This window comes from Mycolicibacterium xanthum (assembly GCF_019710635.1).
Taxonomy (GTDB): Bacteria; Actinomycetota; Actinomycetes; order Mycobacteriales; family Mycobacteriaceae; genus Mycobacterium; species Mycobacterium xanthum.
The window spans coordinates 66,297-84,914 of sequence record NZ_JAIFZS010000003.1 but is presented as its reverse complement, the minus strand read 5'-3'; the positions used below and the strand labels follow the sequence as shown (position 1 = coordinate 84,914).

Annotated in this window: 13 protein-coding genes; 1 reads left to right on the top strand and 12 read right to left on the bottom strand. The window is 69.2% G+C overall.

Annotation, left to right across the window (positions count from 1 at the left end; genetic code table 11):
* Positions 1-57: 57 nt before the first annotated feature.
* Positions 58-873: an MBL fold metallo-hydrolase gene (locus JDV09_RS02725; RefSeq protein WP_221367660.1), complete on the top strand. Its 816-nt coding sequence runs from the start codon at positions 58-60 to the stop codon at positions 871-873.
* 37 nt (positions 874-910) lie between these two features.
* Here the strand turns inward: JDV09_RS02725 and JDV09_RS02720 are convergent, their stop codons facing one another.
* The 12 genes from JDV09_RS02720 to JDV09_RS02665 all read right to left on the bottom strand — a co-directional run bounded on the left by JDV09_RS02720 (position 911) and on the right by JDV09_RS02665 (position 18,593).
* Positions 911-2,218 carry a hypothetical protein gene (locus JDV09_RS02720; RefSeq protein ID WP_221367580.1) on the bottom strand — a complete coding sequence of 436 codons (1,308 nt, stop codon included), beginning with the start codon at positions 2,216-2,218 and terminating at the stop codon, positions 911-913.
* Between the two features lie 160 nt (positions 2,219-2,378).
* The gene (locus JDV09_RS02715) at positions 2,379-3,785 is read right to left on the bottom strand and encodes a serine/threonine-protein kinase (RefSeq protein ID WP_221367579.1); all 1,407 of its coding nucleotides are present in this window, start codon (positions 3,783-3,785) and stop codon (positions 2,379-2,381) included.
* A gap of 25 nt (positions 3,786-3,810) precedes the next feature.
* The gene (locus JDV09_RS02710) at positions 3,811-4,269 is read right to left on the bottom strand and encodes an RDD family protein (protein ID WP_308123977.1); all 459 of its coding nucleotides are present in this window, start codon (positions 4,267-4,269) and stop codon (positions 3,811-3,813) included.
* Positions 4,253-4,672, bottom strand: a complete 420-nt coding sequence (locus JDV09_RS02705) for a hypothetical protein (RefSeq protein ID WP_372452831.1) — start codon at positions 4,670-4,672, stop codon at positions 4,253-4,255. The genes JDV09_RS02710 and JDV09_RS02705 overlap by 17 nt, the downstream gene beginning before the upstream one ends.
* Positions 4,669-5,685: a DUF4331 family protein gene (locus JDV09_RS02700; RefSeq protein WP_308123976.1), complete on the bottom strand. Its 1,017-nt coding sequence runs from the start codon at positions 5,683-5,685 to the stop codon at positions 4,669-4,671. Before JDV09_RS02700 ends, JDV09_RS02705 begins: the two co-directional genes overlap by 4 nt.
* A gap of 26 nt (positions 5,686-5,711) precedes the next feature.
* Positions 5,712-7,262, bottom strand: a complete 1,551-nt coding sequence (locus JDV09_RS02695; protein WP_221367578.1) for an acyl-CoA carboxylase subunit beta — start codon at positions 7,260-7,262, stop codon at positions 5,712-5,714.
* Between the two features lie 4 nt (positions 7,263-7,266).
* Positions 7,267-12,753 (bottom strand): polyketide synthase Pks13, encoded by a 5,487-nt coding sequence (gene pks13 / locus JDV09_RS02690; protein ID WP_221367577.1) that lies wholly within the window; start codon positions 12,751-12,753, stop codon positions 7,267-7,269.
* Between the two features lie 55 nt (positions 12,754-12,808).
* A complete protein-coding gene (fadD32, locus tag JDV09_RS02685) occupies positions 12,809-14,698 on the bottom strand; it encodes a long-chain-fatty-acid--AMP ligase FadD32 (RefSeq protein WP_221367576.1) in 1,890 nt (629 codons plus the stop codon).
* A 174-nt stretch (positions 14,699-14,872) separates the two neighbouring features.
* On the bottom strand, positions 14,873-15,880 hold the full coding sequence (gene culp6 / locus JDV09_RS02680; protein ID WP_221367575.1) for a carboxylesterase Culp6: 1,008 nt from the start codon (positions 15,878-15,880) through the stop codon (positions 14,873-14,875).
* 57 nt (positions 15,881-15,937) lie between these two features.
* The gene (locus tag JDV09_RS02675) at positions 15,938-16,375 is read right to left on the bottom strand and encodes a DUF732 domain-containing protein (RefSeq protein WP_308123975.1); all 438 of its coding nucleotides are present in this window, start codon (positions 16,373-16,375) and stop codon (positions 15,938-15,940) included.
* 106 nt (positions 16,376-16,481) lie between these two features.
* Positions 16,482-17,384, bottom strand: coding sequence for an alpha/beta hydrolase-fold protein (locus JDV09_RS02670; RefSeq protein ID WP_221367574.1), 903 nt, complete (start codon positions 17,382-17,384; stop codon positions 16,482-16,484).
* A 150-nt stretch (positions 17,385-17,534) separates the two neighbouring features.
* Positions 17,535-18,593, bottom strand: coding sequence for an esterase family protein (locus tag JDV09_RS02665; protein ID WP_221367573.1), 1,059 nt, complete (start codon positions 18,591-18,593; stop codon positions 17,535-17,537).
* Positions 18,594-18,618: the final 25 nt, after the last annotated feature.

The window sequence follows — 18,618 nt, the reverse complement described above, 5'->3', positions numbered from 1 at the left end:
GGCCGGATCCCGTTCGGCCGCGCGGTGTTGTCGCGGGTGGTGGAGACCCGCGTCCGGATGAGCACATCGCTGTTCGCGCAGACCCCGCCATCGGCCTGGTCCGCGCAGGCCGACCTGCTCGAGCCGCTGTTCTGGGACCGCACCACCGACGAGTGGAAGATCGCGATGCAGACGTGGGTACTGCAGGTCGACGGGTTGACGGTACTGGTGGACACCGGGGTGGGCAACGACCGGGACCGCCCGCACATGCCGCCGCTGGACCATCTCGACACCGGGTTCCTGGACGCGCTGGCCGCGGCCGGGGTCACGGCGGAGGACGTCGACGTCGTCATCAACACCCATCTGCACACCGACCACGTCGGGTGGAACACCCGCCGCGAAGGCAGGCAATGGGTGCCCACCTTCCCGAACGCCCGCTACCTGATGCCCGAACCGGACTTCCGGTTCTTCTCGCCCGACGGCGCGGGCGATACCGAGGCGATGCGGATCGTGTTCTGCGACAGCGTGTTACCCGTCGAACCGCAGATCGAGCTGTTCTCCGGTGAGCACCGGATCAGCGAGTCCCTGTGGCTGCGGCCGGCCCCCGGCCACACCCCGGGATCGTCGGTGGTGTGGCTGGACGCCGGGATGCCCGCGGTGTTCGTCGGCGATCTGACCCACTCGCCGATCCAGCTGTCCAGACCCGGCGACCCGTGCGCATTCGACGTGGACCCGACCGCCGCGGCCGTCACCCGCAGGCGGGTGCTGACCGAGGCGGCCCGGCGGCGCGCCGCGGTCATCCCCGCGCACTACCCGGGCCACGGCGGCGCCACCGTGGTCGCCCGCGGCGACGCGTTCACGGTCGACGACTGGCTGCCGCTGCCCGCGATCTGACCTCGTCACCGAACGTGCCTCCCTCCCGGGCTTTCGCCTACTGGTCGGCCTGGAGGAAGGTCCGGAGCCGGACCAATTCTTCTCGGTCACACTGGTATTCCTGCCAGGTCCAATACATCACGATGTCGTTGGTGGCGGCCTCGAGTTCGGCAATCCGTTCGAGGGCTTGGGGCACCGTCCATCGGTGTGCCTGGTCGAACCAGAAGAGGCCGCACCGGAACACGCCACCGGGCCGATCATCGAGATGGTTCCGGATAGACCGAGCCTGTTCTTTGTCGACCGGTCGATAACCTCGACCGTCAGTCACCATGTCGGCCCAGTCGAGACATCCCGGACTGCCGGCCATCCAGCCCGCTCGCGTTCCCCAATAGCGTTGACCACGACGAGGCGGATCCTCCGATGCCGGGATTCGGATAAGCGCCCCATCGACGGCGGTGAAGTACCGCCAATCGCTTATTGCTGGGGCACCGGGCCGACCGTCTGCGGCGGGAGTTCCACCAAGTGCAGCCGCAGCGTCGATCGCGCTGAACACCGTGTCGGCTTCGTCGGCGGTGAGAACGCCGAGATCTTCGGCAGCATTGATCCAGTACAGGTCGTCATCATCACGTTTCGTCTCGGCGCGGCTGTAGACCTCTGCCCATGAGGCCGGGCCAGTTGGCTTTGCAGGGCGATCCCCCCAACGGGACACAAGTTGGTCAACCAGCTCGCCGAATCCCAAGCTGCCGCAACGGTACCGCTCGATGATCGCCCGGACCGTCCCGCTGTCGATGTCAGAGACGCGACCGTAACGACTGTCGACATCGGCCGAGCCACAGCGGATACGGAGAAATTCCGCTGCGTCCGACAGGTAGGCGGTGAAGAGCATGAAGAGCATGTTGCAGGCTTCGGCATACGCCAGCTGAGCCAGTCGCTCCGCAAGTTCGCAGGCTTCCTCGCGGATGAGGCGGCTGGCCTCCATCGGGGAGAGCCCGTCGATCTGTGGAGTCATCCCGCGGACGGTCATCGAATATTCGACCCAGAACGCATCCACGACGAAGAACTCGGCCGGGTCGAGGCCGAAGTCGGGATCGGTGAGCCGCACAAGCTTCTCGCCGCTGTCATTGCCGGCCAGAAATTTCAAGCGGGCAGCACGGGGGATTCCCACCGATCCCGCTTCCCAAAGGTCGCGAACCAGATGGCGCTGTTGCGCGCGGCGCTCCGCCGACCAGCGCACCCAGCCCCGTTCCAGTCTCCCGCACAATGTGCGGGAATCCACGTTATCGCGACGGAGCTGCTGGAGCGTTTGCTCGACGAACTCGGTGTGGTTCTGCCACTCCTCGTCGCGGTACCCAGATGAGTCGCCCATCGATCCCCCTGAACTCATCGACCGAGCACCACCACTGACGGCGGTGGCCTTCGCAGACATGGTGACTCACACCGAACGTCTGGTCGGCAATTCCGCTGAAGAATCGCAGCTGCCGGCCCCAAAATCGGCCACCTCAGCGACATGCCGCGCGCCTATCCGCTCAGGGAGTGTCGTTGGCACCCGGGTCGGTGTTCTCCTGCAGGATGCCGTCGTGGCAGTCGACGTGGCTCTGCCCGGTCTGCTCCATGCAGACCAGCACCGGGGTGTCGTCGTCGGCACCGACGGACTGCTGGTCGGGAGCCGGCGCGCCGCTGGGGCGCCGAATCTCACCCGGATACAGCGACCACAGCGGCTCGCCGGTGGACGACATCCTGGCGCAGTAGGCCGGGTCGCCGTCCTCGGTCACCCCGGCGGCGCCCAGCGTCGCGCAGTCCGCGCCGACGACGACGACCGGCAGCACCACCTTGCCGTTCGAGGCCGACGGCGTCCCCGACGCGGTCGATCCGGTCTCGTCGGCGTGCCGCCGGTGCCGGTCGTAGAGCACCAGGAACACCACCGAGGCGACCGCCAGCAGCGACAACATCAACGCCAGCGCCAGCATCACCCGCCCGCGCGATCGCCGGGCCGCAGGCGGCTTGGCGTGTCTGGCGCCGGCGGAGGACGGGGCGGCGGCTGCCGCCATCATCGTCTCCGCACCGCGTGCCCCCGCCGAGCTGACCGACGCCGTCCCGGTCCTGTTCGCCAGTGCCCGCGCGAAGTCGGCACACCGCTCGTAACGGTCGGCGGGAGATTTCGCCAGCGCCTTCTGCAGCTTCCCGCTCAGCCCGGACAGCTCGGGTCGGCGCTGCGCGATCGACGGTGGCTGCGCCGAAAGGTGTCGGCTGATCACGATCGCGGGGTTGGAGTGCTCGAACGGCGGCGCGCCGGTCAGCAGCTGGAATGCCGTGGCCGCCAGCGCGTACTGGTCGGCGCGGCCGTCGATGCGCTGATCGGCGGTGAGCTGTTCGGGCGCCGAGTAGGCCACGGTTCCGACCGTCATGTTGGTCGCGGTGAGGGCGCTGACCTCACCCACCCGGCGGGCGATCCCGAAGTCGGCGAGCAGGATCCGCTCGTTCTCGGTTTCCGGGTCCGCGATCAGGATGTTCGCCGGCTTCACGTCGCGGTGCAGCAGGCCGCGCTGGTGGGCGTAGTCCAGTGCGTCACCGACCGCCGCCACGATCCGGGTCACCAGGTCGGGTGGCATGCCGTGCGGATAGCGCGCCGCCAGCAGCGCGCCGGCATCGGTGCCCTCGACGTGGTCCATCGAGATCCACAGCCGCCCCTCGTGTTCACCGCGGTCGTGTACCGCGACGATGTGGGGGTGCCACAGCGTGGCGGCGATGTCGGCCTCGCGGTTGAAACGGGCGCGGTACTCGCTGTCGGTGGACACCGACGCCGAGAGCACCTTCAGCGCGTCGTAGCGCGGCAGCCGGGGGTGTTTTGCCAGGTAGACCTCGCCCATGCCGCCCGATCCCAGTAACCGGGTGATCGTGTAGCCCGCGATCACCTCGCCGTTGGTCAGCGGCATGGGCGAATCCTACAAGCGGCGCCGTTCACCGGCGCGCGTAGACGACCCTGGTGCCCAGCACGATGTCCTGCAGCGATCTGCGCCGGGGGTCCACCGCCACCCAGGCCAGCCCGATCGGGAAAACCACGTAGCCGACACCCCGCAGCAGTGCGATGTGGGGTTTCAGCCGGGAGCCCCCGCGGCCCACCACCTGAAGACCCATCACCACGGCCCCGGCGGTACAGCCCGAGACCGACCAGCAGGCGGCCAGGTAGGTCACCGCGGCACCGAACACGACGGCCCCGGAGAAGACCAAATCCATTGCCGGCAACTGGAAGGCACCCGGCCGGACCGCCAGCAGCGCCAGCAGCAGGCCGACATACATCATCCCCAGCAGCACGCCGACCACACACAGGTCGATGACGGCGGCCACGCTTCTGCTGACGATCCCCGCGGCGCGTGCCGGATCGGGCACACCCGGCTGGTCGCTATCGGGACCGGTCACGCCTGCCCTGCCGGCGGCCCAGCATCCGGTCGACGAACCCGGCGACCGCGTCGTCGGCCCGCTCGCCCTGCGACCGCACGTCGGTCATCACGTCGGCGGTGACCGACGTGGTGGACTCGCGGATGATGGTGGGCAGATCGACGCCGTCGATGACCTGATCGGCGAGGTTGATCAGGTCGATACGGGCGATGACGGCCTCGATCGCCTCGGCATCCAGCTTGTCACGGATGATCGCGGTCAGGTCCAGTTCGTCGATGACGGCCGCCATGATCAGCGACAGTACGGCCTTGGCCTCGAGTCTGCCGCGCGTGAACAGCCCACCCAGCACCGGCAGCCCTTCACAGACCCGGTATGCGTCGACGAGCATCGACTGCGGGGGCCGCGAGTCGGGTTCGGTGGTCACGGCCGGCGCGAGTGCGGGGCACCGAGGTAGGGGAACGCGGGCAGCAGGTCGTCGTGTGGGGCGAGCCCCGACGGGGGACACCCGCCGTCGGTCAGGAAGCCCAACCGGTAGTCGGCGACGTCGTCGGTCAGTGTGCGGCCGTTCGGGTATGCGGTCGGCTTGCCCGGGCGGTAGGTCAGCATGTCCGGCAGCGTGCCCTCGGCGTTGATCGCCTCCACCGCGTCCTCGCGTCGGTATCCGCCGAGCTCGCCCATCACCTCGATGAGCGCCCCGATCCAGCGGTCCCGGTCCCGGTTGGGCTCACCGGCCGCGAACGCCCCGGGGGCGGCGCCGTCCAGGCCGGTCAGCAGGTCGGCGACCAGTGGATGGCCCGTCCGGTCGACGTGGCGCCAGGTGCGGTCCTCGAGCAGGCTGACGCGCGCCCAGATCCGCACGTCGGGACGTGCCCCGAGGTAGTCGGTGGGCAGTTCGATCGCCATCGCGATCACGTCGGCGCCGGCGTGCGCGTCCCGCCCCGTCCACGGGTTCTGCGCGCCGTCTCCGCCCAGCAGGTTCGCGATGCCGTCGCGGTCGACGAAGGCGGCGTCGCTGCGGGCGCCGACGAAGAACAGGAACCCACCCGATCGCCAGACGTGCGGCGTCTTGCCGAAGGAGACCTCGACGTCACCGAAGATGCGCGAGCCCGCCGCGGCGTCCACCCTCGCGGTGGCGCCGAGAGCGAGGTACACGTCGGCCTTCTGCCGAGCACCGTCCGGACCCTCGACGGGTTCGGAGAACACGAAGTTGAAGGCGATGTCGTTGCGCAGGTCGCCGTCGTTGTCGATGGCGACGCGATAGACGGCGCCGGGGCGCATCGGCCCGGCACCCGGGTTGGCCGTCAGGATCAGCACGGTGCGGGCCGGATCGTTCGGCGAGGCGAACACGTACAGATCGCACACGTCCAGCCTCGGGTCGTCGGGCGGCGCGCCGAGGCTCGGTCCGGTGATGTGATTCGACGTGATGTGATTCGACACAGCTCCATCCAACCGCAGGTGGCGCCCTAGATCGGGGTCAAACCGTGTTTGCGTTGCACGCGGTCGATCTGCTTGTCCCGCAGCAGGTGCAGCGAGCGGCGCAGCAGCAGCCGGGTCTGGTGGGGTTCGATGACCCCGTCGATGAAGCCACGCTCGGCCGCCACCCACGGGACGGCCATGGTCGCGTTGTAGCCCTCGATGAATTCGGCCTTGATCTTCTGCACCTCGGGCGCGTTCGGATCCGGGAACCGCTTGACCAGCAGCTGGGCGGCGCCCTCGGCGCCGATCACGGCGATGCGGGCGGTCGGCCAGGCGAAGTTGAGGTCCGCGGTCAGCTGCTTGGACCCCATCACCGCATACGCGCCGCCGTAGGACTTGCGCACCGTGATGGTCACCTTCGGCACGTCGGCCTCCACGACGGCGTTCAGGAAACGGCCGCCCCGCTTGATGATGCCGCCCTTCTCCTGCTGCACACCGGGCATGAACCCGGGCGTGTCGACCACGAAGATCAGCGGGGTGTTGAACGAGTCGCAGAAGCGCACGAACCGGGCGGCCTTGTCGGAGGCCTCGTTGTCGATGGCGCCCGACATGTACATCGGCTGGTTGGCGATCACGCCGACCGGCCGGCCGTCGACGCGGGCGAACGCGGTGATGATCGCCGGGCCGGACTGCTCGCCGACCGCGAAGACGTCGCCGTCGTCGAAGATCCGCAGCAGGATCTCCATCATGTCGTAGGCCTGGTTGTCCGAGTCCGGCACGATCGCGTCCAGCTCCAGGTCGTGCGGCGTCACCTCGGGCTCCATACCGGGGTTGACGATCGGCGCGTCGTCGAACGTGTTGGCCGGCAGGAAGCTCAGGTAGTCGCGCACGTACTGGAAGGCCGCGGCCTCGGATTCCACCACCTGGTGGATGTTGCCGTAGCTGGCCTGCGCGTCGGCGCCGCCGAGTTCGTCGAGGGTGACGTCCTCGCCGGTGACGTCCTTGATGACGTCGGGGCCGGTGACGAACATGTAGCCCTGGTCGCGCACCGCGACGACGAGGTCGGTCTGGATCGGCGAGTAGACCGCGCCGCCGGCGCACTTGCCGAAGATCAGCGAGATCTCCGGGACCAGGCCGCGCAGCAGCTCGTGGCGGCGGCCCAGCTCGGCGTACCAGGCCAGCGACGTCGCGGTGTCCTGGATCCGTGCGCCGGCCGAGTCGTTGATCCCGATGATCGGGCAGCCGACCATGGCGACCCACTCCATCAGCCGGGCCACCTTGCGGCCGAACATCTCCCCGACCGAGCCCTGGAACACCGTCTGGTCGTGGCTGAACACACCGACCGGCCGGCCGTTGATGGTGCCGTGGCCGGTGACGACGCCGTCGCCGAACAACGCGTTGGGGTCACCGGGCGTCTTGGCCAGCGCGCCGATCTCGAGGAAGCTGCCCGGGTCCAGCAGGGCGTGAATGCGGGCCCGCGCCGACGGGATCCCCTTCTTCTCCCGCTTGGCGACCGCCTTCTCCCCGCCGGGTTCCTTGGCCTCCTCCAGCTTGTCGCGGAGTTCGGCAAGCAGTTCGGCGGTAGTCCTGTTGGTCACTCGCCTACGCCTCCTGTTCGGTCCGGCTGCCCTCGATCGCGGTGATCGCCTCGCTCATGTGCGCGCCGACCTTTGCAATGTACGGCTCGTCGATGGCCTGGATGTGCTCGCCCCCGATCGGCACGATCTCGAGGTCGGTGACGAATTCACCCCAGCCGCCGTCGGGTCGGCGGGTGGCGTAGCGGGGCTCGAACATGATCGCGTCGTCGTGGTAGCGGTCGGCCATGTAGAGCGTGACGTGCCCGTCGTAGGGCTCGATCACCGCGGTGTCCAGCGCCCGGTTGTCCAGGTAGGACGTCCGCTGATGCTCGATGATGCCGCCGGGGATGTCCACGCCGCTGTCCTTGACCGCATCGAGCACGAACTTCACCTGCCCCTCGTCGTCGAGCTCCTCGAGCTGCTCGTAGGGCACCTCCGGGATCTCGACGTTGAACGTGCGCTGCGCGAACAGGGCGTAGCGGTCCCAGCGGGCGCGGATCTCCTCCTTGGTCTGCGGCACCTCCTCGCCGGCGCGCACGGTGTCGATCAGCCCGACGAACCGGACGTCGGCGCCGTTACGCTTGAGCCCGACGGCGCAGGCGTAGGCCAGCGCCCCACCCAGCGACCAGCCGGCCAGGACGTAGGGCCCGGTGCCGTACATCTCCATCAGCTTGGGCACGTACTCGCGGGCGCGTTCCGCGATCGACCCGTCGACCCGTTCCAGCCCGTACACCGGAGTGTCCGGCGGCAGCCGCTTGAGCAGCGGCTCGTAGACGACGGTGGAACCGCCGGCCGGGTGGAAGACGAACACCGGGACGCGGTCCGAGCCCTCCTTGGGCGCCCGCAGGGTGCGCACGAAGCCGTCCAGCTCACCGGCGTCCATCACGTCGCGGACATCGGTGGCCAGCGCCTCGATGGTGCGCGCGGCCTTGACCTGCTCGGCGGTGATGACGCCGTCGGCACGTTCGGAGAGCCGCTCGGCCATCTTCTGCGCGGTGGCGTCGTCGACGGCCGGCAGCTCGTTGAAGATGCCTCCCGGGGACTTGCCGGTGACGATCGCCCAGGTCGCGAACGTGACCCGCTCGGCGGCCTCCCGCGGCGGCACGTCGGCGCCGAGCGCATCGGTGACCGCCTCCTGGGTCAGCACCTTGGCGGCGATGCCGGCGGCGCTGGGCTTGTCGGCGGCCGGACCGGACGGGTCGGTCGGTGGCGGGGGAACCACGGGGCCCGACGGGTCGGTCGGCGGAGCGGGGACGCCCGCGACATTCGGCACCGGAGCGGGGACGCCCGCGACATTCGACATCGGCGGCGGGATGTCCAGCGGCGCCTGCGCCGCGGCGGCGTCGGCGTCCTCGGCGATCGGGTGGCCGGCCTCGGCCAGCTTGGCCTCGAGCTCGGCGACGGTGCTCGCCCCACCCATCATCTCGGCCTGCTCGGCGGCGATCTCCTCGGCGGTCTTGCCCTTCTGCGACTCGGCGATCTGGTCCACCTCGTCGCGGTGCTCGACCGCGTAGGTGATCAACTTCTCCACCGCGTAGAGGTTGGCGTCACGGACCGCGGTCAGCTGGATCGGCGGCAGGTCGAAGTCGTACTCGACGCGGTTCTTGATCCGCACCGCCATCAGCGAATCGAGCCCCAGCTCGATCAGCGGCACCTCCCAGGGCAGGTCCTCGGGCTCGTAGCCCATCGCACCGCCCACGATCGCCCCGAGCCGATCGGCGATCGTCTCGCCGGACTCCGGGGACCACTTCGCGAAGCCCGCCGCCAGGCCCGCACCGGCGGTCAGGTTGTCCTGCAGGATCGCCGCCTCCTCGGCCGCGCCTTCTTCGGACTCGGGTTCGGCCGGGGCCGAGGTGATCTCGGCGACCGTGCCGGCGCCGACCGCGGTCGGCAGAGCGGTCTGCGCTCCGCCCTTGGTCACGATCGCGTCGTAGACCAGCGTGAAGGACTCGTCGATACGGGCGTGCACCTGCACCGAAGCACCACCGGGATGGCGGGTCAGGGTGGTCACCAGGCGCGATCCCTCCCCCGGCACCGCCCGCTGCTCGGCGGCGGTCAGCTTCGTGTCCGGAAGCACCGCCGCCGCAGCGGCTTTCACGAGCGCAGCCAGCGCGGCCGAGTCGACGGCACCCCGGGCCGCGTACTCCCAGACGTGCCTGCCGTCGGGTGTTGCCACGTGGTTGCCGGGCATGACAGTCGAACTGTCGCCGGTGAAGTGCGCGTCCAGCCAGTGCGGCTTGCGCTTGAACCGGGTCGGCGGGATGTTCGCGAAATCCGTTGCCGGGTCCTGCGGCCGGTCCGACGGCAGCGGGAACAGGGTCCGGAAGTCCAGGTCATGACCGTGCACGAACAGGTGCGACATGGCCGTGGTCATCGAGTCGACCTCGTCCTGCTTGCGCGCCAGCGTCGCGATCAGCTGCGCGTCGTGCAGACCCGCGGCCGCCGTGGTCAGCCCGACCTGCATCAGCGCCACCGGATTCGGCGCCAGCTCCAGGAAGGTGGTGTGGCCGTTGTCGACGGCGTTGCGGATGCCGTGCGTGAAGTACACGCTGTGGCGCAGGCCCTTCTTCCAGTAGTCGACATCGTGAATAGGCCCCGAGCCGGCCCGGATCAGGTTGCCCTCGTGCACCGTCGAGTAGTAGGCGGTCTGCAGCGGATGCGCCTGGATGCCTTGCAGTTCGGCGGCGAGCTCACCCAGCAACGGGTCCATCTGCGAGGTGTGGCTGGCGCCCTTGGTCTGGAACTTGCGGGCGAACTTGCCCTCCGACTCGGCGCGGGCGATGATCGCGTCCACCTGGTCCGGCGGTCCGCCGATGACCGTCTGGCTCGGCGCGGCGTAGACGCATACCTCGAGATCCTTGAAGTCGGAAAAGACGCTCTCGATCTCCTCGGCGGAGTACTCGACGAGCGCCATCAGCCGGATGTACTCGCCGAACAGCATGGCCTCGCCCTCACCCATCAGGTGCGAGCGCGAACAGATCGTGCGGGTCGCATCCTCCAGCGACAGCCCGCCGGAGAAGTACGCCGCAGCGGCCTCCCCGAGCGACTGTCCCACCAGTGCAGCGGGTTTCGCGCCGTGTGACTTGAGCAGCTCACCGAGCGCGATCTGGATCGCGAAGATGGTGATCTGGGTGGTCTCGATGCCGTAGTCCTGCGCGTCGTCGAGGATCAGCTCGACGACCGAGTACCCGCGCTCGTCCTGGACCAGCGCGTCGACCTTGTTGATCCACTCGGCGAAGACGTCGTCGCGCAGGTACAGGCTCTTGGCCATCTTGCGGTGCTGGGCACCGAAGCCGGCCAGCACCCAGACCGGGCCGTTGGTCACCGGGCCGTCGGCGGACAGCACGATCGGGTTCGGCTTGCCGTCGGCCAGCGCGCGCAGCCCCTTGATCGCCTCGTCGTGATCGTGGGCCAGCACGACGGCGCGCGAGCGGCCGTGGTTGCGCCGCGACAGCGACCGGCCGATCGCCTCCAGCGATGACGCGCGGCCTTCCGCGCTGTCCATCCAGTCCGCCAGCTCGGCGGCGGTGGCCCGCTTGCGTGACGTCAGGAAACCCGAGACGGCCAGCGGCACAACGGGTGTGTGGTGCTCGGCCGCCGGGTCTTGCTGAGTCGCGGCCAGTTCCTCGCGAGCCACCTCGAGCAGTCGCAGCGCCTCGTCGGTCAGCCCGGGCAGTTCCGGTTCGGTGTCGAGCACCTCGCCGTAGAACGCCGGATCCCGCTCTGCGGCAACGCCCTCGTCGTCCTCGTCGTCGTCCTCGACCAGCACACCGCCGACGTAAACCGCCGGCTTGGCCGGTGCGGCCGTGGCCTCGACGACCGGTTCGTCGGCTTCGGGCTCGACCAGATCCTCGGGCAGCACCTCGCGCAGCACCAGGTGGGCGTTGGCGCCGCCGAACCCGAAACCGGACACCCCCGCGATGGCATGGCCCGAGTACCGGGGCCAGTCGGTGACCGTGTCGGCGACCCTGAGGTGTTCGCGGTCGAAGTCGATGTAGGGGTTGGGGCCGGCGTAGTTGATCGACGGCGGGATCTTGTCGTGGAACAGCGCCAACGCCATCTTGGCCAGGCTGGCCGCTCCCGCAGCCGATTCCAGATGCCCCACATTGGATTTCACCGCACCGAGCAGTGCCGGCCGGTCGGCCGCCCGGCCGCGGCCGACCACCCGGCCCAGTGCGTCGGCCTCGATCGGGTCACCGAGGATGGTGCCGGTGCCGTGCGCCTCGACGTAGTCGACGTTCCTCGGATCGATGCCGGCATCCTTGTAGGCCTTGCGCAGCACCGCTTCCTGCGCATCGGGATTGGGGGCCAGCAGGCCGTTGGAGCGGCCGTCGTGGTTGACCGCGCCGCCGGCGATGACGGCCAGGATCTGGTCGCCGTCGCGGCGGGCGTCGGCGAGCCGCTTGAGCACCACCATGCCGCCGCCCTCGGAACGGGCGTAGCCGTCGGCGTCAGCGGAGAAGGACTTGATCCGGCCGTCCGGCGCGAGCACGCCGCCGACCTCGTCGAACCCGACCGTGACCAGGGGCGTCACCAGCGCGTTGACGCCGCCGGCGAGCACCACGTCGGCGTCACCCGCGCGCAGCGCCTTGATGCCCTCGTGCACGGCGACCAGCGAGGACGAGCATGCGGTGTCGATGGCCATCGACGGGCCCCGGAAGTCGTAGAAATACGACACCCGGTTGGCGATGATCGAGCTGGCGGTGCCGGTGATGGCGTAGGGGTGCGCGGTGGCCGGGTCGGCCACGCCGAGGAAGCTGTAGTCGTTGGTGGAGCTGCCGACGTAGACGCCGACGTTCTCGCCGCGCAGGCTCGACGCCGGAATCCTGGCGTGCTCCAACGCCTCCCAGGTCAGTTCCAGCGCCATCCGCTGCTGCGGATCGATGTTGTCGGCCTCCATCTTCGACAGCGCGAAGAACTCGGCGTCGAAGCCCTTGATGTCGCTCAGGTAGCCGCCGCGGGTGCGGGCCTTGGCGACCCGTTCGGCCACCCGGGGCTCGGAGAGGAACTCCGACCAGCGCCCCTCCGGGAGATCGGTGATGGCGTCGCGGCCCTCCAGCAGGGCGGCCCACATCTCGTCGGGCGTGTTCATGTCACCGGGGAACCGGGTACCGACGCCGACGATGGCGATGTTCAATCGGCCCTCATCGGCCGGGCCGGCACCACGCGACCAGTCCTCGGCGTCGAGGTCCGCATCGTCGGGTTCCGGCTCGCCCTCGATGATGACCGTCGCCAGCGCCTCGACGGTGGGATGGCGGAACGCGACGGTGGCGGTCAGCGTGACACCGGTGAGGTCTTCGATGTCGCTGGCCATCGCGACGGCGTCGCGGGAGGACAGCCCGAGCTCGACCATCGGGGCCGTCTCGCTGACCGAGTCCGGCGACTGCCCGGTGGCGTTGCCGATCCAGTTGCGCAGCCACTCGCGCATCTCGGCCACGGTCATGTCCGGGCCACTCTGGGGGACCCCGTTCGTTGCCGGGGTGATGCCGGAATCGTCTTGTGCTTCAGCCATGTTCACATAACCTCACGTTCGACGCGGCGACCCCGGGGGCCGCTGTCTTGTGTCGTCAGTCCGACTCGTCCGGGAAGGCGTTGGCCACCTTCCCGCCGCGCAGGCTGCCGTCCAGGTAGGCCGACCGGCAGGCCCGGCGGCCGATCTTGCCGCTCGACGTCCGCGGGATCGCACCGGCCGGGGTGAGCAGCACGTCGCGCACCGTCACGCCGTGGCGGACCGCGATGGCGGCGCGGATGTCGTCGGCGATGGGATCCAGGTCCAGCTTGTGCGAGCCGGGCGCCCGCTCACCGACGATCACCAACTGTTCGGAGGTGTCGTCGGGATCGCGCTTGAGGCCCGCGTGCGTGTTCTCGAACACCTCGTCGGGAAGCTGGTTGGCGGGCACCGAGAACGCCGCGACGAAACCGGTGCGCAGCGCCTTGGTCGCCTCCTGGGCCGAGTACTCCAGATCCTGCGGGTAGTGGTTGCGGCCGTCGATGATCACCAGATCCTTGACGCGACCGGTGATGTAGAGCTCGCCGTCGTGATAGGCGCCGTAGTCGCCGGTGCGCACCCAGGTCGCGTCGTCGCCGGCCCCCTCGGCGTGCGACGGCGTGGTGCGCGACTTGAGCGTGTTCTGGAACGTCGCCACCGTCTCCTCGGGCTTGTTCCAGTAGCCGGTGCCCATGTTCTGGCCACTGATCCAGATCTCGCCGATCTGCCCGTCGGTCAGCTCGGTGGCGGTGTCGTTGTCGACGATCACCGCCCACTCGGCGACGCCGACCTTGCCCGCGCCGGCTTGCGCGACGGCCTTGGGGGAATCGTCGGGCACCTCGACGAAGCGGTGCGCGTTGAGCTCGTCGCGGTCCACCGAGATGATCTTCGGGGACTCGTTCCACGGTGTCGTCGAGACGAACAGCGTCGCCTCGGCCAGGCCGTAGGACGGCTTGATCGCCTGCGGGTGGAACCCGTACGGGCCGAACGCCTCGTTGAACCGGCGCACGGTGGCCGCCGAGATCGGCTCGCTGCCGTTGAGGATCGCCTTGACGTTGGACATGTCCAGCGGCGGCTCACCGTCCTTGGGCAGCCCGCGGGCGGCGGCGTGGTCGAACGCGAAGTTCGGCGCGACGGAGATGGTGCCGCCGGTGTCGCCCTCCTTGCGGGCCAGCTCCCGGATCCAGCGGCCGGGCCGGCGCACGAACGCCGCGGGCGTCATGAACGTCACGTAGTGGCCGATCATCGGCGACAACAGCACCGTGATCAGACCCATGTCGTGGAAGAACGGCAGCCAGGACACGCCGCGGTCGCCCTCTTCGCCCTGCAGCGCCTCGATGACCTGCACCACGTTGGTGGCCAGGTTCAGATGGGTGATCTGCACACCGGTCGGGATCCGGGTGGAACCCGACGTGTACTGCAGGTAGGCGATGGTGTCGTGGGCGACGTCGACCGGCTCCCAGGTGGCGCCGACCTCGTCGGGCACCGCGTCGACGGCGATCACGCGGGGACGCTGATCGGCCGGGCGGGTACGGAAGAACTTGCGCACGCCCTCGGCCGCGGCGGTCGTGGTCAGGATCGCCGACGGGGTGCAGTTGTCCAGCACCGCGTGCAGGCGGCCGACGTGGCCGGGCTCCGACGGGTCGAACAGCGGCACCGCGATGCGGCCCGAGTAGAGGGTTCCGAAGAACGCCACCAGGTATTCGAGGTTCTGCGGGCACAGGATGGCCACCCGGTCCCCGGGCTGGGTCACCTGTTGCAGGCGCGCCCCGACCGCGCGGTTTCGGGCACCGAAATCGGCCCAGTGCAGATCGCGCTCCACACCGTCGCGTTCGGTGGAGAAGTCCAGGAATCGGTAGGCGAGCTTGTCCCCACGAACCTTCGCCCATCGTTCGACGTGCTTGACCAAGCTGCCGTTGTCGGGGAACTTGATCAGTCCGTCCTTGATGAACGGGTTGTGGAAGGCCATCTGCTACTCCAATCGAACGGGATCGCTATCCCAAACCCCGAAGATCGTACCGGGGAGAAGGCTCCCCACCCCGCAACCGCCGGTCAGCGCTCTTAGATTTCCCTTAATCTCAAGTCATGCTAGGCGACCTGCGCGGCCGCGCCAAATCCCGGCGGACATCTTTCCGGTCACGTGTCAGCCATGTTTCGGCCGCGGCGCATTGTCGATCACGCCCTGTGCCCAGTTCAGGGTCCACGCCGTGGCCGGCTGACCGTCGAGGTTCCAGAACTCCGGTGTGGCGTACATCGCGTGCACGGGTTGTCCGGCACCGCCGGCCAGCACCTCCAGCGTCCTGGGCAGCTCGGTGATGTTGAACGCCGACTCCGGGGCGGCGCAGATCAGATCGCCGCTCGCGCAGATCTCGTTGGTCCGGTCGTCGAGCGCACCGAAACCGCCCGGCCGGGGTCCGGTCATCGTCAGCCCGAGTGCCGACAGCGTCGGCACCTCGTGCAGGGTGATCTCCGCACCCTGCCCGGCGGGGCTGGGGCCGATGTCCTGGCCCACGCCGTCCTGCCGGCGCCCGTCGGCGATCAACGTCACACCGATCACCAGATCCGCGTCGACAGGGCCACGCCCGTTGCCGATGTCGCTGGCGATGTCGCCGGCGATCACCGCGCCCTGGGAGAACCCGACCAGCACGTAGCTGGTCAGCGGGCAGCGGTTGTTCATGTCCGTCATCGCCTGCACCGCGGTGCGGGTGCCCTCGGCGCGGCTGTCGTTGTAGGACATCTGCGCGTCGGCCGACAGCGGATTGTGGAACTGCGCGGTGTAGGGAACCGTGTACACCTCGACACGGTCGGTGCCGAACTGCGCGACGATCGGGTTGGTCACGTTCAGCAGCAGGGCGGCCGGGAACTGCACCGGGTTGAACGGGTCGAGCTGCACCGACGACTCCCAGGTCCCCGGGATCGAGATCAGCTGCACATCCGGGCAGGACGCGTCCTGGAACTCGGGCCTCGGTCGCTTGATCGTCGGAACCGCGGTCGGCGGTACGGCGCTCGGCGGGATCGCCGACGGCGGAGTCGCCGGCCTGCGCACCACGACGATCACGATCGCCAGAACCAGCACGACGACCAGGCCGACCGCCGCGGCCGCCAGCAGCCCCAGCAGGCGGTGGCGTTTACGCCGGTCGGTCTTGGCCATGACGGTCTCGTACTCCTCGGGTGCGTGGGTGGTCGGGTCGATCCGTGGTCGGCTCTGCTAGCAGAGCTGCTCCGTCGCGACCCGAATGTAGTCGGCGGTCGCGGACCTCACCTCGACCGCCGACGGCACGATCGCCGAACCCCCGCCGGACTCGCTGACCTCGTTGCGCACCATCGGCATCACGAAGTCCCACACCTGCTGGTCGGTGTGCTTGGCGGCGCGGGCCTGACACACGTAGGAGCCGATGCTCAGCGCGGCGAGGTCACTCGACGGCTGCACCCCCGCGGCCTGCAAGCCGTCGAGGAAGTGCTGCTGCCGTGGGGTGACCATCAGCGCGTTGGATGCCATGCCGGGCTCCAACGGGCCGGGCAGATCCGCGGTGGACTGCCCGTGCGCGGGGGCCGTCTCGACCTCCGAGCTCAACCCGCCCATCATGTCGTCGCCGAAGGAGCAACCGGTCAGCCACGCCGCGGACGACGCGACCAGCAAGGACATCCCCGTCATCCCTGCCATTCCCGCCATCGTCGGTCGTGACCCGTGCTGCACGCCTCCAAAGTACCGGCTGCCGGCCGGTCCCCCCGGAAGGCTGACCGCGAGTGGGCTACCGGATGGTGGCGGCCAGCTCGCCGGACATCGCTGCAAGCTGCCCGCTCCACGAACCCCAGTCGTGGTTGCCCGTGGACGGGAAGTCGAAGTGCGCGTTGCTGCCGCCGATGGCCCGGTAATGGGCGTAGAACGTGCGGTTACTGCCCTGCGCCTGATCGCAGTAGCCGATCATCGCGGCGGGGTCGCTGCACGTCAGCGTCGCCGGGCTGAAGATCCACAGGCGGGCGTTGCTGTCGACCAACAGCTGCGCGTGCACGTCGGGGTCGTGCCATTTCCACCGGCCCAGCTGTGGCAAACCCCACATGTTGCGGGTGTCCACGCCGCCGTACTGGGCCATGCCGGCGGTGATGGCGCCGTTGAGGGCGGTGGCCGACGGCGTCAGGAATCCCGACAGCGATCCGGCGAACCGGTACCGGTCGGGGTGGAACACCGCCATCGTCAACGCGCCGGTGCCGCCCTGGGCGGCGCCGACGATGCCGTGCCCACCGGGAGCCAGTCCCTTGTTGGCGGCCAGCCAGTTCGGCAGCTCGACGGCCAGGAAGGTCTCCCACTGCTTGCTGCCGTCGGCCTCCCAGTTGGTGTACATGCTCCACGCCCCGCCGGCCGGGGCGGCCACCGAGATACCGAGCCCGGCCAGCGTGTTCATCGCGTTGCCCGCGGTCACCCAGTTGCTCACGTCGGGCGCGGCGTTGAATGCGTCGAGCAGCACGACCGCGTGGGGTCCGCCGCCCTGGAAGGCCACCGGGATGTCACGGCCCATCGCCGCCGACGGCACCATCAGGTACTCGACGCCGTCGGCCCGCGCCGGCAGGGTGGCCGGCGAGAACGGCGTCATGCTGACCACCAACAGCCCCACCGCCATCATCGCGGCTGTGATCAATCGGCTCAACGCACGCATCCGCCCCACCTCTCACTCCGTCGTAGACGCTGGCGCACATCCCGGCCAACGCAGGTAGTGAACCACATCACCATGACGGCCCGGGGCCCAAAACGACTGACGGCGGTGACTCACCCGAGGTGTGTCACCGCCGTCGACTCGGTCGTGGGCCTAGCCGCCGTCGACGACCGGCTCGGCCGGGGCCGCCGGAGCCGAGGGCTGCGGCACCGCGCTCAGCACCCGCTGGATGTCGGGCTTCATCTGCTGCAGCTGCTGGCCCCAGTAGGTCCACTGGTGAGTGCCGTTGGACGGGAAGTTGAACACGCCGTTCGTCCCGCCCGCGGCGATGTACTCCTCCTGGAACGTCTTGTTGGTGCGCAGCGTGAAGCCCTCCAGGAACTTCGCGTTGAACAGGTTGCCCGAGCTCATGCCGGCATCCAGTTCGGAGGGCTTGCCGTTGCCGCAGAAGATCCAGATGCGGGTGTTGTTGGCCACCAGCTTGCCGATGTTGACCATCGGGTCGTTGCGCTTCCAGGCGCTGTCGGCGTCTTCGGTCTTGCCCCACATGTCGTCGGCGTCGTAGCCGCCGGCGTCACCCATCGAGATGTTGACCAGCATCGGCCACCAGCCCTCGGACAGGTTCAGGAAGCCCGACAGCGACCCCGCGTACTGGAACTGCTGCGGGTGATAGATCGCCAGCGTCAGCGCGGCCGAGCCGGCCATCGAGAGGCCCACGGCGGCGTTGCGGGTCGGGTCGACACCCTTGTTGGCCGCCAGGTAGGCGGGCAGCTCACTGGTGAGGAACGTCTCCCACTTGTACGTCTGGCAGCCGTTGTTGCCGCAGGCCGGTGAATACCAGTCGCTGTAGAAGCTGGACTCGCCACCGACCGGCATGATCACGGCCAGGCCGGAGTCGAGATACCACTCGAACGCCGCGGTGTTGATGTCCCAGCCGTTGAAGTCGTCCTGCGCACGCAGGCCGTCGAGCAGGTAGAGGCCGGGCGCATTGACCCCGCCGCCCTGGAACTGCACCTTGATGTCACGACCCATCCCCGCGGACGGCACCATGAGGTACTCCACCGGCAGACCCGGACGGGAGAACGCCCCCGCGGTCGCCGAACCGCCGACGGCACCGATCAGCGCCGGCAGCACCGCGGCGACCAGGGTCGCCGCCGCGAGCCTGCGCCACGTCATCCTGGCTGCGCCGCGCAGCCTTCCAACGAGCTTCATGGTGTTGTTTGTCCCATCTTTCGTG

Coding starts and splice junctions, on each gene's coding strand:
- JDV09_RS02725 (WP_221367660.1), top strand. CDS start 58: ATGAGCACATCGCTGTTCGCGCAGACCCCGCCATCGGCCTGGTCCGCG.
- JDV09_RS02720 (WP_221367580.1), bottom strand. CDS start 2,218: ATGGGCGACTCATCTGGGTACCGCGACGAGGAGTGGCAGAACCACACC.
- JDV09_RS02715 (WP_221367579.1), bottom strand. CDS start 3,785: ATGCCGCTGACCAACGGCGAGGTGATCGCGGGCTACACGATCACCCGG.
- pks13 (WP_221367577.1), bottom strand. CDS start 12,753: ATGGCTGAAGCACAAGACGATTCCGGCATCACCCCGGCAACGAACGGG.
- fadD32 (WP_221367576.1), bottom strand. CDS start 14,698: ATGGCCTTCCACAACCCGTTCATCAAGGACGGACTGATCAAGTTCCCC.
- culp6 (WP_221367575.1), bottom strand. CDS start 15,880: ATGGCCAAGACCGACCGGCGTAAACGCCACCGCCTGCTGGGGCTGCTG.
- JDV09_RS02675 (WP_308123975.1), bottom strand. CDS start 16,375: ATGTCCTTGCTGGTCGCGTCGTCCGCGGCGTGGCTGACCGGTTGCTCC.
- JDV09_RS02670 (WP_221367574.1), bottom strand. CDS start 17,384: ATGCGTGCGTTGAGCCGATTGATCACAGCCGCGATGATGGCGGTGGGG.
- JDV09_RS02665 (WP_221367573.1), bottom strand. CDS start 18,593: ATGAAGCTCGTTGGAAGGCTGCGCGGCGCAGCCAGGATGACGTGGCGC.